Origin of the sequence: Acidovorax sp. LjRoot38 (assembly GCF_964252975.1) — a bacterium.
Taxonomy (GTDB): Bacteria; Pseudomonadota; Gammaproteobacteria; order Burkholderiales; family Burkholderiaceae_C; genus Acidovorax; species Acidovorax facilis.
Window position 1 is genome coordinate 421,195 of record NZ_CAXUPT020000004.1, and the last position, 15,686, is coordinate 436,880.

Genomic DNA, 15,686 nt, shown 5'->3' on the forward strand with positions numbered 1-15,686 from the left:
GCAGGATCAGCGAAACGGAATGGGCTTGCTCTTGGCTGGCGCGCTTTTTGGAAGCCGTGAATTGAAGAATTCAGCCAATGCCCGCTGGGTGTCGGGATGCAGCCGCCATGCGGTCCAGCCCAGGCCGATACTGCGCAGGTACACGGTGACGTGCGCGTCTTCCAGCGGGTACTGGATGGCGAGGGTGGGGTTGTCCTGCGACATCACCGGGACCCCGCTCCCATTGCTGTCCTGGGGGGCTGGGGTGACTTCGGGCGTCATCTGCGAGCGCAACATGGCCAACTCACGAATCAGATTTTCGATCTCTGGCGCTGTGAGCGTTTTGTTGATTGCCAGGGTGGCCTGCGTGCGGTCGTCGCTCAGTTGCATGGGGCTTTTCCTTCTTTCGCGGGTAGTTGTGAAGGCTCCATTGTGCTGCCTTCGGTCTGCATCCCGCCGAAGGGGCGCAAACATGGGACGCAAGCCTCTGGCCAAACCCGTTTCGGGCGCGCCGCCGCGTGGCTACAATACGGCTGCTGATGAAACTCTGGCACGGCAACTGCCAACCCGGTGTTTTCACAGGCCTCACTGAAATACCGTTGTCCGTCAACGGCTTACAGAAGGCGGGTGTAGTTCAATGGTAGAACGGCAGCTTCCCAAGCTTCATACGAGGGTTCGATTCCCTTCACCCGCTCCAGCCCTCTTCGGCTGATCATCTCCCCCCGTCCTTGCCTTTGCTGTTGTTTTGACCGCGCATGCTGCACGCATGACGGCATGGGCGCGCGCCCATCCGGTAGGGCATGTCAAGCCATTGGCTGACGCCACGCGGCCGCCACCCACGCCACCATGCTGGAACGACCTCCTTTGGAGGGGCACTATCGTGTGAGGAAATGAATGGCTTCCAAAGACAAGAACTCAGCACAGAAACCAGCCGCCAGCAAAAAGCCAAGCACGGCGCAGGAAGGCAAGGACGCCAAGGCACAACGCGAGCTGGGCATCGTCGGGCCGCATGGTGACATGCGGCTGGCCTCGGTCATCATCGAAGGCTATAGCCTCGAGTTGAGCGACGGCGAAGGCTACGTGGGGGATGTCGCCAGCCGCACGGCCTTTCGCCACATGCTCGATGCCTGGCGCAAGCTGTATGCATCCATGGAGGGCAAGGACCCTATGGGCACCAAGCCCACGCGCGAACTCAGCAAACACAAGCTGGATGCGTTGCTGGAGAAAGACGGCGTGGCCGCCCAAGCCATCGAAGCCGCGTCGGAAGACTACGCGATGCAGCTGGCGCACGTGGTGCAGCGATTTCTGAAACACAAGACCTGGCGCGGCGTGGAGCGCATCATCATCGGCGGGGGCTTTCACCAGAGCGAGGTGGGTGGCCGCGCCATCGATGGCACCCGCAAGATCCTCAAGGCCGAAAAGGTGCCCGTGGAGCTGCGCACGCTGCGCCATCATGCGGACGAGGGCGGCCTGATTGGCTGGGTGCATCTGGCGCCCCCCGCGCTGCTGCAAAGCTACGACGCCATCCTGGCGGTGGACATTGGCGGCACCAATGTGCGCTGCGGCATCGTGCAAACCCATTTGCATCGCGCCCCCGATCTTTCGCTGGCCGAGGTGGTGCGCCGCGAGAAATGGGCCCATGCCAACGACGAACCCCTGCGCGACGAACTGGTCGAGGGCATCGCCACGCTGCTCGAAGGCCTGATCGCGTACGCCGAGAAAAAGAAGATCCGCCTGGCGCCCTACATCGGCGTGGCCTGCCCGGGGCTCATCGTGGAAGACGGCTCGCTGGCCGGTGGCACGCAGAACCTGCCGGGCAACTGGGAGAGCACCCGCTTTCACCTGCCTCGCGACCTGTGCGAGCGGCTACCGCACATCGGCGACGGCCGCACCCAGGTGTGCCTGCACAACGATGCAGTGGTGCAGGGCCTGTCTGAAATGCCCTTCATGCAGGACGTGAAGCGCTGGGCGGTGCTGACGGTGGGCACGGGGCTGGGCAACGCGAGCTACACCAACCGCCAGCCACCAGAATTTGAATGATTTTGGCTGCTAGCGCTTAATGGTAAAGCGCTAGAAGCTATAAAATTTGTAGCATTTTGTGGGGCTGCTTATTTCTGAATGTCCCCCAGGCACAGGTACTTGATCTCCACGTAGTCGTCCATGCCGTAGTGCGAGCCTTCGCGGCCCAGGCCCGACTGCTTGACGCCGCCAAAGGGCACGTGCTCGGTGGCCAGAATGCCCACGTTGGCACCCACCATGCCGTATTCCAGCGCCTCGGTCACGCGGAAGATACGGCCCACGTCGCGGCTGTAGAAGTAGCTGGCCAGGCCAAACTCGGTGTTGTTGGCCGCGTCGATGGCTTCCTGCTCGGTCGTGAACTTGAAGACCGGGGCAAAGGGGCCAAAGGTTTCCTCGCGCGCGCAGAGCATGTCGGCCGTGGCGTTGGCGACCACCGTGGGCTCGAAGAACTGGCCGGAGCCCAGGCTGGTGAGGCGCTGGCCGCCGGCCACCACCTGGCCGCCCTTGGCCAGCGCGTCGTCCACGTGGCGCTGCACCTTGGTTAGTGCCGCTTCCTCGATCAGCGGGCCCTGGTTCACCCCAGCTTCAAAACCGTTGCCCACCTTGGCTGTCTTGACCTTGGCGGCGAACTTGGCCACGAACTCGTCGTACACACCTTCCTGCACATAAAAGCGGTTGGTGCACACGCAGGTCTGGCCCGCGTTGCGGTACTTGCTGGCAAAGGCGCCTTCCACGGCGCTGTCGATGTCGGCGTCGTCAAACACGAGGAAGGGCGCGTTGCCGCCCAGTTCCAGCGACATCTTCTTGACCGTGGGGGCGGACTGCGCCATCAGGATGCGGCCCACTTCGGTGGAGCCCGTGAAGCTGATGTGGCGCACCACGTCGCTCGCGCACAGCACCTTGCCGATGGCGATGGAGTTGTCGCTGTCTGCGGGCAGGATGTTGAACACACCGGCCGGAATACCCGCGCGGATGGCCAGCTCGGCGGCGGCCAGGGCTGTGAGTGGTGTCAGCTCGGCTGGCTTGATGACCACGGGGCAGCCCGCAGCCAGCGCAGGCGCGACCTTGCGGGTGATCATGGCCAGCGGGAAGTTCCATGGCGTGATGGCCGCGCACACGCCGATGGGTTGCTTGAGCACCAGCAGGCGGCGGTTGTTGTCAAACTGGGGCAGGGTCTCGCCGTTGATGCGCTTGGCCTCTTCGGCAAACCATTCCACAAAACTCGCGCCGTAGGCCACTTCGCCCTTGGCTTCGGCCAGGGGCTTGCCTTGTTCGGCGGTCATGATGCGGCCCAGGTCGTCCTGATTGGCCATGAGCAGGTCGAACCACTTGCGCAAGATGATGCTGCGCTCCTTGGCGGTCTTGGTCTTCCAGGCAGGCCAGGCGGCGTTGGCGGCGGCAATGGCGGCTTCTGCGTCTTTCGGGCCCAGGTTGGCCACGTCCGCCAGCTTGAGGCCCGTGGCCGGGTCGTTCACATCAAAACGGCTGCTTCCCGCCACCCACTGGCCGTTGATCAGGCCATCGGTCTTGAGCAGGCTGGGGTCGTTGAGTTGGGCGAGGGGGGATGTCTTCATGTCCATGGGATGGTCCTTGAGAAAGGGGGCTAAACGTGGGCAGATCGAGGTTCACGCACGAAGCGGCAGCGGGCATTGTCAGCCGCCTGGGCGACGGCCGCATGTCGCCGATGTGAACTCCCGGGCGGCAAGGGGCATATCAGGCACGGCGACCGCGCAGCCACTCCAGCGCCAGCAGCAAGCTGGTGGTGAACAGGATGAGCAGCGTGGCCACGGCGGCAATGGTGGGCGAGATGTTCTCGCGGATGCCGTTGAACATCTGGCGCGGCAGTGTGGACTGGTCGGCACCGGCCAGGAAGAGGGTGACCACCACTTCATCAAACGACGTGGCAAACGCAAACAGCGCGCCGGAGATCACGCCCGGTGCAATCACAGGCAGCGTGACGCGAAAGAAAGTGTTGAACGGCGTCTCACCCAGGCTTAGCGAGGCACGCACGAGGTTGTGGTTGAAGCCTGCCAGAGTCGCCAACACGGTGGTCAGCACAAAAGGTGCGCCCAGGGCGGCGTGCACGATGATGAGCCCGAAGTAGCTGTCGGCCAGGCCCAGCGGCGCAAAGTACAGGTAGGTGGCCACGCCCACGACGATGATGGGCACCACCATGGGCGCAATCAGGATGCTCATGAGCAAGCCCTTGAATCGGAAGTCGGCGCGCGACAGCCCCACCGCCGCCAGTGTGCCCAGGGCCGTGGCGATCAACGTGGCGGCCGGGGCCACGATAAAGCTGTTGCGCGTGGCGCGCGCCCACTCGGCGGATTCGAACAGGTTGCGGTACCACTTGAGCGACCAGCCGTGAATGGGGTAGGCCAGGAATGAACTCTCGGAGAACGACAGCGGCACCATCACCAGGATGGGGGTCAGCAGGAACACGAGCACGGCCACGCACAGGGCGCGCACCGCCCACCAGCCGAGCTTGTCGGCCAACGTGGCGTACAGTGGGAATTGGGGCAGAAGATGGCGCATGGTGAGTGTCATTTGAAGCGGTTAGCCCAGGCTCAATTCGGCTTTGCCGAACCGGCGGTACACGCCGTAGAGCAGTAAGGTGGCGACCAGCAGCAGGGCGCCCAGCGCGCAGGCCATGCCCCAGTTCACTTCGACGTTGGTGTAGCGGGCGATGTAGTAGCTCAGCATCTGGTCGTCGGCCCCGCCCAGCAGCGCGGGGGTGACGTAGTAGCCGATGGCCAGAATGAAAACCAGCAGCGCCCCAGCACCAATGCCCGGGTAGGTTTGGGGCACATACACCCGAAAGAACGCGGCGATGGGCGAGCTGCCCAGCGACACCGCAGCGCGCAGGTAGGTGGGTGGCACGCTTTTCATCACGCTGTACAGCGGCAGGACCATGAAGGGCAGCAGGATGTGCACCATGGCAATCACCACGCCCGTGCGGTTGAACAGCAGTGGCAAAGGCTCGGCAATGGCGCCCAGGCCCATCAACCCCCGGTTGACCAGCCCCTCGGACTGCAGCAGCACGATCCATGCGGCCACGCGCACCAGGATCGACGTCCAGAACGGCACAAGGACCAGAATCATCAGCACATTGGCCTGGCGTGCGGGCAGCGAGGCCAGCCACCAGGCCAGCGGGTAGCCCAGCAGCAGGCACAGCACCGTAACCACAAAGCTGATGTGAAAGGTGCGCAGCAGGATGCCGCCAAACGCGCGCTGCTCCTCGGGCATGCGTTCGACCTGGCCAAGCGCATCGCGCTGCAGGTCCACCGAGGCGAGCAGGTAGTCGGGCGTCCAGCGCGCCCCGTTTTTGGCAATGGCACGCCAGAAAGGCGCTTCGCCCCAGCGTGCATCCTTGTCGATCAGCTGGTCGCGGATGGACTCGGGCGTGCCCTGCAGGGGCAGGGCGCGGAAAGCGCCCATCACCATCGAACGTGCTCCAGGCACTTCCGAGTTCAGCCTGCGCGCCAGGGCACCTGCATCAGAGCTGTCGGGCAGGCGGGCCAGGTCTTTGATCAGCGCGGCATAGGCAGCGGGGTTTGGTGCCTCATGGCGGTCCCAGCCATGCAAGGCCTCGATGGTCGCGGGCAGCGTGTTGGCGACCTCGGGGTTCTCCACGCCGCGCTGCAGCAGCGCGGCAATGGGGACCAGCAGCGTGAGCAGCAAGAACACCAGCAAGGGCAGGGTCAGGGCAAAGGCCCGCCATTTGCGCCGCGCTTCGGCACGCGACAGCGCCTTGCGCAGTGCGCCGGGTCCGTGGGCGTCCAGCGCAAGCGCGGCGGGGGCGATGGCAGAAGAGGCTTGCATGGTGTCTTGTGCTCCGAGGGTGCGGTTTTCTGACTTATTGGGTGGCCCAGGCTGCGAAGCGTTTCTCCAGCGCCTCGCCCTGGTCGGCCCAGAAGCTCACGCCGAACTGGATGGCTTCCTTGGCGTTGCTCGCCGAGGTAGGCAGATCGTCCAGCACCTTCTTGTCCAGCTTGGCGAGGGCCGTGGTGTTGGCCGGACCATAGGCGATGTTCTGCGCGTAAGCAGCCTGGTTGGCCGTCTGCATGGTGTAGGCGATGAACTTCACCGCCGCGTCCTTGTTCGGCGTGCCCTTGGGGATGGCCCAGTAGTCCAGGTCATAGATGCCGCCGGGCCAGTAGATCTTGAGATTGCGGCCTTCGCGGTTGGCCGCGTCGATGCGGCCGTTGAACACGGTGGTCAGCACCACGTCGCCCGCCACCAGGAACTGCGGCGCCTGGGCACCTGCTTCCCACCATTGAATGTTGGGCTTGAGTTCGGTCAGCTTCTTGAAGGCGCGGTCGGCACCGTCTTTGGTGGCCAGCACCTTGTACACATCGGCGGGCTTCACGCCATCGGCCATCAGCGCGAATTCGAGGTTGTAGCGCGCACCCTTGCGCATGCCGCGCTTGCCAGGGATCTTCTTGGTGTCCCAGAAGTCGGCCCAGCTCGTGGGGGCGGTCTTGAGCTTGTCGCCGTTGTAGGCCATGACGGTGGACCACACGAAGATGCCCACGGCGCAGTCGGACACCGCAGCGGGCAGTAGGTCTGACTTGCTCACGATCTTGCTGTAATCGAGTTTTTCATACAGGCCCTCGTCGCAGCCGCGTGCAGCGTCTGGTGACTCCAGCTCCACCACGTCCCAGGTCACCTTCTTGGCCTCGACCATGGCCTTGATCTTGGCCTGCTCGCCGTTGTATTCCACGGCCACGATCTTGTTGCCCAGCTTTTCATAGGGCTCGTAGAACGCCTTTTTCTGCGCGTTGGCGTTGGCGCCACCAAAGTTCACGACGGTCAGTTGCTGCTGCGCGAAGCTGGGAAGTGCCAGGCAGGCGGCCAGAGAGGCGCAGGCTATAAGGCTCTTTTTCATGGTGCAGTTTTTCCTTAGGGTTGTGGAGGAACAGGGGACGGGAAAAGGGTGTGGCTGTGCCGGTGGTCAGACCACGTAAATGCGCGTGGAGACCGGGGGGAACTCCAGCAGCACGGCATCACCCGGCTGTGGATGGGGGTTGCTAGCGGACGAAGCCAGCGCCACCTTCACCGTGGCGGGCTCTTGGCCATGGCCCAGGTCGCACATCAGGCGCAGGTGGTCGCCGTAGTAGATGGCGCGCGCCACCGTGGCGGGAATTGCCGAGGTTTTGGGGTACTCGGAATGCGCATGCAGCACGATGCGTTCGGGCCGAACACAGGCATGCACGGCAGAGCCCAGTGCGGCCTGGTTCACGTTCACACCCGGCAACAGGTAGCCGCCTGGCAGCTGGATGGCGGTGTCGGCGCCCGCGCCTTGCAGGGTGCCCGAAAGCACCGTGTTGTCGCCCACAAAGCCGGCCACGAATCGGTTGGATGGCGCTTCGTACAGGGTTTCCACATCGGCGAGTTGCTGAATGACCCCTTCGTTGAACACCGCCACGCGGTCGCTCATGGTCAGGGCCTCGCCCTGGTCGTGGGTCACGTAGACAAAGGTCACGCCCAGCTGGCGGTGCAGTTCTTTCAGCTCGATCTGCATATGCTCGCGCAGCTGCTTGTCCAGCGCGCCAAGGGGCTCGTCCATCAGCACCAGCTGGGGGTTGAACACCAGGGCGCGGGCCAGCGCCACGCGCTGCTGCTGGCCGCCCGACAGGCGCGTGGGCAGGCGGTCGGCCATGCCGGTCAGGCGAACCATGTCCAGCGCCTTCTTCACACGCTCGGCCTGTTCGGCCTTGGGCACCTTGCGCACGGTAAGCGGGTAAGCCACGTTCTGACCCACGGTGAGGTGGGGGAACAGCGCGTAGTTCTGGAACACCATGCCAAAGTTGCGCTTGTGGGGCGGCGTGCCGGTGATCTGCTTGCCATCGAGTAGGATGTCGCCCGCAGTAGGGGACTCAAACCCCGCCAGCATCATCAGTGTGGTGGTCTTGCCCGAGCCCGAGGGCCCGAGGAGGCTCAGGAATTCACCGCGCTGGATGTCCAGGTCTAGCGAGCGCACCACCAGTTGTTCACCGTCGTACGTCTTTTGCACACCGCTGAAGCGGACCAGGGGCTCTGCTGATGGGTTCATGGTTGGGGGCACCTTGTAAGCAGAATGAAGGTCGGGTCGCATGTCAGCCCAGCGCGGCAAAGCTGTCGGCCAGGATGGCCAGGCCCTCTTCGAGCAGCTCGTTGGAGGCGGTCAGCGGCACCAGGATGCGGATCACGTTGCCATACGTTCCGCACGACAGCAGGATGAGCCCGCGCTTGGCGGCTTCGGCGACGACTTTCTTGGTCAGTGCGGCGTCGGGGCGGTGGACATCACCGTCTTCGAACACCTCGATCGCCACCATGGCACCCAGGCCGCGCACATCGCCGATGGCGGGGACTGTGGCGGCCATTTCTTTCAGTGCCCTGACCAGCAGCGCACCCATGTCCTGGCTGCGGGCCAGCAGGTTTTCCTTTTCAAACGCATCGATCACCGCCAGCGCTGCGGCACAGGCCACGGGGCTGCCCGCATAGGTGCCACCCAGGCCACCGGCTGCAGGGGCGTCGATGACGTCGGCGCGGCCCACCACGCCAGACAAGGGGAAGCCGCCTGCCAGTGATTTGGCAGTGGTGATGAGGTCGGGCGCCACGGGCCATTGCTCGCATGCAAACCAAGTGCCGGTGCGGCCAGCGCCGGTCTGCACTTCGTCAGCGATCAGCAGGATGCCGTAGCGGTCTGCCAGGGCCTTGAGGCCGGTGACGAATTCGGGTGGCGCCACGTAGAAGCCGCCTTCGCCCTGCACGGGCTCAAGGATGAAGGCTGCCACACGCTCGGGCTCGATGTCGTTCTTGAAGATCAGCTCCACTGAATGCAGGGCCTGCTCCACGCTGACGCCATGCAGCGCGTTGGGGAACAGGGCGTGGTACATCTCGCCAGGGAAGGGGCCGAACCCGATCTTGTAAGGCGCGACCTTGCCGGTAAGGCCCAGCGTGAGGTTGGTGCGGCCGTGGTAGCCGCCCGTGAAGGCGATCACGCCGGGGCGTTTGGTGTAGGCGCGGGCGATCTTGATGGCGTTTTCCACAGCCTCGGCGCCCGTGGTGAGCAGCAGGCTCTTCTTGGCAAACGCGCCGGGGGCCAGGGTGTTCAGGCGCTCGCACACTTCCACGTAGGGCTCGTACGCCACCACCTGGAAGCAGGTGTGGGTGTACAGCTCCAGCTGGGCTTTGACTGCAGCGATCACTCCGGCGTGCAGGTGGCCGGTGTTGAGCACGGCGATGCCACCGGCAAAGTCGATGAAGCGGCGGCCCTCCACATCCCACAGCTCGGCGTTAAGCGCCTTCTGTACGAAGAGTTCATGGGCCTGACCCACGCCCCGGGCCACAGCGGCATGGCGGCGGGTGAGGAGGGCGGCGTTGGTGAAGTGGCGGTCTTGCTGCATGGCGGTGGGCGGGTGGGTTGAACACGAAATGAAGGAATGGGCGAATTCTGGAATTCGCGCCACGGCCCGTCCATGTACACCGGCATGCTGTTTTGCGCGCACTGTGCAGGTCCTCCATCCTGTACAGGCAATCCCTGATTTGGTGTGCGCCAACACGGTGCACAATGCAGCCCCTTTTGCGCAGCCGTAGTGCAATCCCCCACGCTGATCTGCAGGAAAACCGGGCACCCGGGGGATTGAAGGGTCTTGTATCGGGATGCAGCGGCGGGCCGCTTGCCATCTTCCAAAACAGTGCGTAAGAACCTGTTCAAAATCTTTTCAGGGACCGCATTGGAGTGCCATCGTGATGGACGTGGAAGCTTCGGATGCGCCGCATGGGCTCATGCCCATGCAAGCAGCTGAGCCGTCCAATCGCCCGATTTCACTCCAACCCTGCGGGCAAGTGCCTTGCCGGGCGGTCTGCGGCGTTGCGGCGCTTGCTGATAGCCAAGCTATCAACTGCGCACCGCGCCTTGCATCCCATCCCGGCAAGGTACTTGTGCGACCCTGAAAAGATCTTGAACAGGTTCTAAGAACAAAAAAGGCCTCGCAGCGTGCTGCGAGGCCTCTGCTGGCCGTAACGAGAACGCTCTGCTACCGGGCGCACACCCCGGTCGTTGCAGCCGCCCCGGTCACCATGGTGTTGTTCGTGACCACACTGTTCGGTGCAATCACGCGCACCACCGTGCTGCCCGCGTGGGGTGTGGGGAAACATGCAATGTTGTTACGCACCACAGCGTTTCCATCGGGTACATCGCCATTCTGGAATTCGGTGTGGCCCACATTGATGGCTGTCTGAAACGTCGTCTGCGTATTGATGATGACGTTGCCCTCAATCACGATCCCGGGTGCCGACTGCACTGCCATGCCCGTGTTGCCGGCGTTGATGAGTGTGTTGTTGCGCACCACGAAGTTGCGGAACCATTCGGCCGAGTCATACCCCTGCGTGATCGACATCTCCCAGCAGCCATCCGTCGCAGCATCCTGCTCAATCCGGTTGCCCTCAATCAGTACGCCGTCCATCTGGCCGTGGAAGGTCATGTTGCCCCCTTGGCAGATGCCATTGACCACCGAGTTGCGGATGTAGCGGTTGTTGCGCAAGGTGACGTTGGTTCCACTCAGTCCATGGCTGCCCGACAGGTAGGTGCCGTGGTTGAAGCCGCTGCCGCTGAAGTTGTTGGCCTCGATCAGGTTGCCTTCGATCACGCTGTTGCGGAACTGGCCCAGGATGCCCATGCTTCCGTTGTGATGGATGTGGTTGTTGCGGATCAGCACGTTGTTCACACCGTGGGGAGCGCGTGCCTGCGAGTGGATGGCAATCTGGAAGCCGGATATCTCCACGTTCTCAATCACGATGTCGCGGACATTGCCACTCAGCCAGAAGCCCCAGGCCGAGTTGTTGGAGCCGTGGAGTCGCAAATTGCGGAACACGTAGCCGCCGTCGTTGGAGGTGTTGGCATAGCGCCCTCCCAGCTCAAAGGGCGCGATGGCATTGTTGTTGGTGTTGAGGAGGGGGGCGGGCCCTGCGCCATACGCATCGAAGGTGAGGGGCGCGTCTGCGCGGACGTTCATGTTCTCGAACGTGGTGACACCCACTACCCAGGCACCGCCGCGCGCAAAAAGCAGTGCTGTGCCCGCAGGCAGTGTGTTGACATTGATCCCCGTGAGGTTCTGCTTGGGTGCCGCCTGCGTGCCGGGGTTGGAATTGCTCCCTGGCACGCAACCGGTGGCGGCGCCCGCCTGGCAGTCCGAGAAGTAGTACGTTACGGAGCCCCCGGGCGTCGGTGCTGGCGGAGGCGCCGGTGGAGCCGGCGGTGCCGGAGGCGTTGGCGGTGGGGCGGGCGGGGCGGGCGTTGGGACGGGGCTGCTGACGTAGCACGCCTTTTTCACCTGCCGCAGGGGGTCGCCAAAGGTGGCGTTGTTGCACATCACGTTGTTGGTGAATGCGCGCGCGGCAGTCCAGGTGGTGCCAGCCCCATAGACCACCTTGGCCGTACCGGTAAAGCTGCATTGCTGCCCCTCGACGGCACACAAGGTGTAGCCCGGTGGCGGTGCTGTCAGCACGGGATCGGGCGCAGGAGCTGGCGACGGTGCGCTGGCATAACAAGCCTTTTGCACACCCCACAGGGGGTCGCCAAAGGTGGCGTTGCTGCAACTGACACCGTTGGTGAAACTGCGGGGGCTGGTCCAGGTCGTGCCTGCTCCATAGACCACGTTGGCTGCGCCGCTGAAGCTGCATTTCTGTCCCTCGACGGCGCACGGCTTGTAGCCTGCCGGTGGGGTGTGGGCCGCCTGCGCCAGTGCAGGGCCTGTGGCTGTGCCCAGGCATAGACCCAAGGCAATGGCCCATGGCCTGGGTTGAAAAATCCGTGAAGAGTTGAGTTCAGATGTTCGTGTCAGCATGGGTGTCCCTCGGTGTGTTGGGTATTGGTTTTCAAACCCGATTTGCGGTCACCGATGCCAATCGAGTTGGGGGGCAAGCCTATCGCTGGGGCATGGGTGTGTGCGCATTGCGGCGGCGGAAAAGGGACGGGCGGTGGATGCAATCCGACAGCCGCTGCATCGGACAAAAGACTGAATACCGCCCATCGGTTGGGCACTACCGTTCACGGTCTGCGGGCCTTTTCGAGCGCGGCATCATCAACGCGCAAGACATCCCACAGCCCTGCAAATCGCTGGAGACCGCTGCCCCAGGGTAGGTGGGGCTGACGGACAATAGGGGCATCCCGGCCGGACCGGATGCGGGTTCCGTGGTGGTACCTCCAGGCACGCGTCGCTGTTGACGGGAGCACACTGTGCAGGTGCCCCGTCCTGTACAAGCAATCCCTGAGTTCGCGGGTGTTGGCCCGGTGCACAATTTGGCCCCTTTCCCTGTTCTTTTGATGCTCACTCTCAGCCCGGATCTTCAGACACCGCTGGTCAGCCAGATCGTTGATGGCCTGCGGGGTCTCATCGCTGGCCAGGTGCTCAAACCTGGTGCCAAGCTCCCCTCCATCCGCGCCTTTGCGGCAGCCCACGGCGTGAGCGTGTTCACCGTGGTCGAGGCCTACGACCGCCTGGTGGCGCAGGGCTGGCTGGTGTCGCGCGCCAATGCAGGTTTTTTTGTGAAGCGACGGGGCGATGAGGGCGCGTCGCCCGGTACTGGTGCGCCCGAGCGGCCGGTGCCCCGTTTTGATGCGCGCTGGTACCTCAAACAAATTTTTGAAAACCGCAACCTGCCCATGAAACCCGGCTGCGGCTGGTTACCTCACGACTGGCTGTTTGGCGATGCGGTCAAACGCAGCATGCGTCAGCTGTCGTCCGACGGGCCCGAGCTGGATGGCTATGGCCTGCCCCACGGCCACATGGCGCTGCGCATGGTGGTGGCCGAGTCGCTGGCCGAACACCATCTGGCGGTGGACGCCGACCAGGTGCTGCTGACCCAGGGCTCCAGCCAGGCACTGGACCTGGTGGCGCGCCGCATGGTCAAGCCTGGTGACGTGGTGCTGGTGGACGACCCGGGTTACCCCAACCTGTTGTTCATGCTTCGCTTTGCAGGAGCCCAGGTGGTGGGTGTGCCGCGCACCGCCACCGGCTACGACCTGCCGGCGCTAGAGGCCCTGCTGGCCGAGCACAAGCCCACGGTGTTCTTCACGCAGCCGCGTCTGCAAAGCCCGACCTGTTCGGTGGCATCGGTGGCGCACTTGCACCGGCTGCTGCAACTGGCCGAGCAGCACCACTTCATGCTGGTAGAGAACGACATCTATGCCGACATGGACCCTGGTGTGCGCCCCTCGCTGGCCAGCCTGGACCAGCTCAACCGTGTGATCTACCTGGGCAGTTTCTCCAAGACGATTTCGCCCAACCTGCGCACCGGCTTTCTGGCGGCGCGGCGCGATCTGCTCGATGAGCTGGTGCAGCTCAAGATGATCTCGGGCCTGACCTCGTCAGAGATCACCGAGCGCATCACCTTTGGCGTGGTGACCGATGGGCGCTGGCGCAAGCACCTCAAGTCCCTGCGCGAGCGGCTGGCCGAGGCACACCGCACGGTGGGGCGACGCTTGCTGAACCTGGGGTTCGAGCTGTTTCACGAGCCCGAGGCGGGCATGTACCTGTGGGCGCGCCATCCTGATCTGCCCGACAGTGCCGAGCTGTCGAAGGAAGCCACGGGTGCGGGCATCATGCTCGGCCCCGGTCAGCTGTTTTTGGTGGAGCCGCGCCCCACGGGCTGGCTGCGGTTTAACGTGGCGTTCAGCCAGGACGAGCGTCTGTGGCGCTTTCTGGAGCAGCGCATTCTGCTGGGCCAGCAAGTGTCGGAATAGGCCTGCTGTTGCCGCTGCTGGGGTGAAAAATTTAGGCCATTTTGGCCGCCAGCGCTTAGTGGTAAAGCGCGATAAGCTATAAAAATTAGAGCAATTGCCCTTTGGAACTGAGGCTGTCCGCGCGGTTGCAGGCGCTGTGTGCGTGGTGGCGCGTGCTACCGGTCAATGATGCGCCGCGCAAACCGCTCCAGATACTCCATCAACTGCTCCGCGCCGGCAATGGCCTGGGCTTCGTCGCCACTGGCAATGCCCTGCGCCAACTGCATGTGCGCGCGGGCGCCCTCTGACACCTCACCTTCGTGCTGGTAGGCATACCAGAATCGGCGGCACTGCACGATGAGCGGTTGCACGCATTTGACGGCCGAGTGGTTCTGGCTGGCCTGGTGGGTGACGAGGTCCAGTTCATGGTCGGCCAGCATGTAGTCGTCGAGGTGGCCGCGCGCTGCGGCCTGCACCATGTTTTCCGCACAACGCACGATGGCCTGGCGCTGCGGCGCCGTGGCGCGGCGTGCGGCGTTGGAGGCCAGCAGGCGCTCCAGCACGCGGCGGGTCTGGATCACGTCCAGGTGATCGGCCAGGTCGATGTGCGACACCAGCAGCCCGCGCCGGGGCTGCTGCACGATGAGCCCGATGGACACCATGCGCAGCAGTGCCTCGCGCACCGGCGTGCGGCCCAGGCCCGTGCTCTCGGCGATCTCGGCCTCCACCACGGGGCTGCCGGGCTGCAGCTGCAGCGTGGAGATCATGGTCTCGATGGCGTCGTAGGCCACGTCCGCCGCGCGCCGCTTGGGCGCGGGGTCTTGCTGGGGGGAGGGGCGGCGGAGTGTCATCGGGCGTGAAGGACGTTGCGGGAGGCCGCATCTTATGGGATGCGGCCCCGGTGACCCTTGCGGACTGTCAGAGGCTTGCGCCCGCCTTGCGCAGCTCGGCAATCTGCGGCGCCTTGGGCAGCCACAGCTTGTCGAACTCCTGGATGATGCCGTCGGGGTTGAACGACGATGCCGTCTTGAAGGCGATGGACGTGCCCTTGAACTTCTCGATCAGCCCGGCCTCGGTGGTCACGATGTCGTTGATCTGCGCATCCAGCGACTGGGCCACCAGCTTGCGGATGATGTCCTTGTCCTTGGCATCCAGCCCCTGCCAGATGCGGCCGGAGACCAGCGGCGCGAACGGCATGAACAGGGCGTTCATCTGCAGCAGGGTCTTGGCTACCTTGTCGAAGCGCTGGTTCCACGAGAACTCGATGTCCGCCTCCAACCCATCCACCTGGCCGTTGCTCATCGCGTCGAACACTTGCGGCGTGGGGATGGGCGTGGGGGCGGCGCCCAGCATTTGGTAGAAGTCGCGGTACACGGGCGTGGGGTTGATGCGCAGCTTCATGCCCTTGATGTCGGTGGGCACGGCGATGTCCTTGGTGGAGAACACGGCGCGCATGCCGGTGATGCCCCAGCCCAGGCCGATGGTGCCGGTCTCGCGCGGCAGCACTTCGAGCAGTTTGGTGGCAGATGGGTGTTTGACGAGTTTGGCCACGGCAGGCGTGGAGCGCACCAGGTACGGAGCATTGATCGCCGCGATGCTGGACACGCGCGAGCCGAGCTCGGCCGCCTGGATCCAGCCCATGTCGAGCGCGCCGGACTGCAGCTGCTGCATCATCGCCGCTTCGTTGCCCAGCTGGCCCGAGTGGAAGACCGTGACGCTCAGTCGGCCATCGGTTTCCTTCTTGAGTGCCTCGCCAAACTGCAGCGCGGCGCGGTTCCAGGAGTGGCCCGCAGGCGTGATCAGCCCCAGGCGAAACTCCTTGGCATCGGCTGCACGTACCAGCGCTGGAAAGCCCAGCCCCGTGACGGTGGCAGCGGCCACGGCGTGGCGCTGGATGAAGTGGCGGCGGGTGACAGTGTGGGCGGGCGTGGTCGTCATGGTGAACTCCGTGTGAAAGAACCTTGGGAGGGGGACGGGG

At 64.1% G+C, this 15,686-nt stretch carries 12 protein-coding genes and 1 tRNA gene; 3 read left to right on the forward strand and 10 right to left on the reverse strand.

Annotation, left to right across the window (positions count from 1 at the left end; all coding sequences use genetic code 11):
• Positions 1-6: 6 nt before the first annotated feature.
• Positions 7-369: a hypothetical protein gene (locus ACSQ22_RS09650; protein ID WP_436130163.1), complete on the reverse strand. Its 363-nt coding sequence runs from the start codon at positions 367-369 to the stop codon at positions 7-9.
• A 233-nt stretch (positions 370-602) separates the two neighbouring features.
• On the opposite strand from ACSQ22_RS09650, the gene ACSQ22_RS09655 reads away from it, so the two are divergent.
• Both ACSQ22_RS09655 and ACSQ22_RS09660 read left to right on the forward strand, forming a co-directional pair.
• Positions 603-676, forward strand: a tRNA-Gly gene (locus tag ACSQ22_RS09655).
• Positions 677-873: 197 nt separating this feature from the next.
• Complete coding sequence (locus ACSQ22_RS09660; protein ID WP_436130164.1) at positions 874-2,019, forward strand: ROK family protein; 1,146 nt, start codon at positions 874-876, stop codon at positions 2,017-2,019.
• Positions 2,020-2,087: 68 nt separating this feature from the next.
• On the opposite strand, the gene ACSQ22_RS09665 is transcribed toward ACSQ22_RS09660, so the two are convergent.
• The 7 genes from ACSQ22_RS09665 to ACSQ22_RS09695 all read right to left on the reverse strand — a co-directional run bounded on the left by ACSQ22_RS09665 (position 2,088) and on the right by ACSQ22_RS09695 (position 11,831).
• Positions 2,088-3,578 (reverse strand): NAD-dependent succinate-semialdehyde dehydrogenase, encoded by a 1,491-nt coding sequence (locus ACSQ22_RS09665; RefSeq protein WP_436130165.1) that lies wholly within the window; start codon positions 3,576-3,578, stop codon positions 2,088-2,090.
• Between the two features lie 133 nt (positions 3,579-3,711).
• Positions 3,712-4,533 carry an ABC transporter permease gene (locus tag ACSQ22_RS09670; RefSeq protein ID WP_228895125.1) on the reverse strand — a complete coding sequence of 274 codons (822 nt, stop codon included), beginning with the start codon at positions 4,531-4,533 and terminating at the stop codon, positions 3,712-3,714.
• A 21-nt stretch (positions 4,534-4,554) separates the two neighbouring features.
• The gene (locus ACSQ22_RS09675) at positions 4,555-5,820 is read right to left on the reverse strand and encodes an ABC transporter permease (protein ID WP_436130166.1); all 1,266 of its coding nucleotides are present in this window, start codon (positions 5,818-5,820) and stop codon (positions 4,555-4,557) included.
• Positions 5,821-5,854: 34 nt separating this feature from the next.
• Entirely contained in the window at positions 5,855-6,886 is a 1,032-nt protein-coding gene (locus tag ACSQ22_RS09680; protein ID WP_228895129.1) for an ABC transporter substrate-binding protein, read from the reverse strand.
• Between the two features lie 66 nt (positions 6,887-6,952).
• Positions 6,953-8,053: an ABC transporter ATP-binding protein gene (locus tag ACSQ22_RS09685; RefSeq protein ID WP_228895131.1), complete on the reverse strand. Its 1,101-nt coding sequence runs from the start codon at positions 8,051-8,053 to the stop codon at positions 6,953-6,955.
• Positions 8,054-8,096: 43 nt separating this feature from the next.
• Positions 8,097-9,389: a 4-aminobutyrate--2-oxoglutarate transaminase gene (gene gabT / locus ACSQ22_RS09690; RefSeq protein WP_436130167.1), complete on the reverse strand. Its 1,293-nt coding sequence runs from the start codon at positions 9,387-9,389 to the stop codon at positions 8,097-8,099.
• Between the two features lie 633 nt (positions 9,390-10,022).
• Positions 10,023-11,831: a right-handed parallel beta-helix repeat-containing protein gene (locus tag ACSQ22_RS09695; protein ID WP_436130168.1), complete on the reverse strand. Its 1,809-nt coding sequence runs from the start codon at positions 11,829-11,831 to the stop codon at positions 10,023-10,025.
• A 479-nt stretch (positions 11,832-12,310) separates the two neighbouring features.
• Between ACSQ22_RS09695 and ACSQ22_RS09700 the strand changes: the two genes are divergently transcribed.
• Positions 12,311-13,729: a PLP-dependent aminotransferase family protein gene (locus tag ACSQ22_RS09700; RefSeq protein WP_055398091.1), complete on the forward strand. Its 1,419-nt coding sequence runs from the start codon at positions 12,311-12,313 to the stop codon at positions 13,727-13,729.
• Positions 13,730-13,884: 155 nt separating this feature from the next.
• Here the strand turns inward: ACSQ22_RS09700 and ACSQ22_RS09705 are convergent, their stop codons facing one another.
• Together ACSQ22_RS09705 and ACSQ22_RS09710 are read right to left on the reverse strand one after the other, a co-directional pair.
• Entirely contained in the window at positions 13,885-14,559 is a 675-nt protein-coding gene (locus ACSQ22_RS09705; protein WP_055398092.1) for a GntR family transcriptional regulator, read from the reverse strand.
• 67 nt (positions 14,560-14,626) lie between these two features.
• Positions 14,627-15,646, reverse strand: a complete 1,020-nt coding sequence (locus tag ACSQ22_RS09710) for a TRAP transporter substrate-binding protein (RefSeq protein ID WP_108498414.1) — start codon at positions 15,644-15,646, stop codon at positions 14,627-14,629.
• Positions 15,647-15,686: the final 40 nt, after the last annotated feature.

Coding starts and splice junctions, on each gene's coding strand:
- ACSQ22_RS09695 (WP_436130168.1), bottom strand. CDS start 11,831: ATGCTGACACGAACATCTGAACTCAACTCTTCACGGATTTTTCAACCC.
- ACSQ22_RS09710 (WP_108498414.1), bottom strand. CDS start 15,646: ATGACGACCACGCCCGCCCACACTGTCACCCGCCGCCACTTCATCCAG.
- ACSQ22_RS09660 (WP_436130164.1), top strand. CDS start 874: ATGGCTTCCAAAGACAAGAACTCAGCACAGAAACCAGCCGCCAGCAAA.
- ACSQ22_RS09680 (WP_228895129.1), bottom strand. CDS start 6,886: ATGAAAAAGAGCCTTATAGCCTGCGCCTCTCTGGCCGCCTGCCTGGCA.
- ACSQ22_RS09705 (WP_055398092.1), bottom strand. CDS start 14,559: ATGACACTCCGCCGCCCCTCCCCCCAGCAAGACCCCGCGCCCAAGCGG.
- ACSQ22_RS09675 (WP_436130166.1), bottom strand. CDS start 5,820: ATGCAAGCCTCTTCTGCCATCGCCCCCGCCGCGCTTGCGCTGGACGCC.
- ACSQ22_RS09700 (WP_055398091.1), top strand. CDS start 12,311: ATGCTCACTCTCAGCCCGGATCTTCAGACACCGCTGGTCAGCCAGATC.
- ACSQ22_RS09670 (WP_228895125.1), bottom strand. CDS start 4,533: ATGCGCCATCTTCTGCCCCAATTCCCACTGTACGCCACGTTGGCCGAC.
- ACSQ22_RS09685 (WP_228895131.1), bottom strand. CDS start 8,053: ATGAACCCATCAGCAGAGCCCCTGGTCCGCTTCAGCGGTGTGCAAAAG.
- gabT (WP_436130167.1), bottom strand. CDS start 9,389: ATGCAGCAAGACCGCCACTTCACCAACGCCGCCCTCCTCACCCGCCGC.
- ACSQ22_RS09665 (WP_436130165.1), bottom strand. CDS start 3,578: ATGGACATGAAGACATCCCCCCTCGCCCAACTCAACGACCCCAGCCTG.
- ACSQ22_RS09650 (WP_436130163.1), bottom strand. CDS start 369: ATGCAACTGAGCGACGACCGCACGCAGGCCACCCTGGCAATCAACAAA.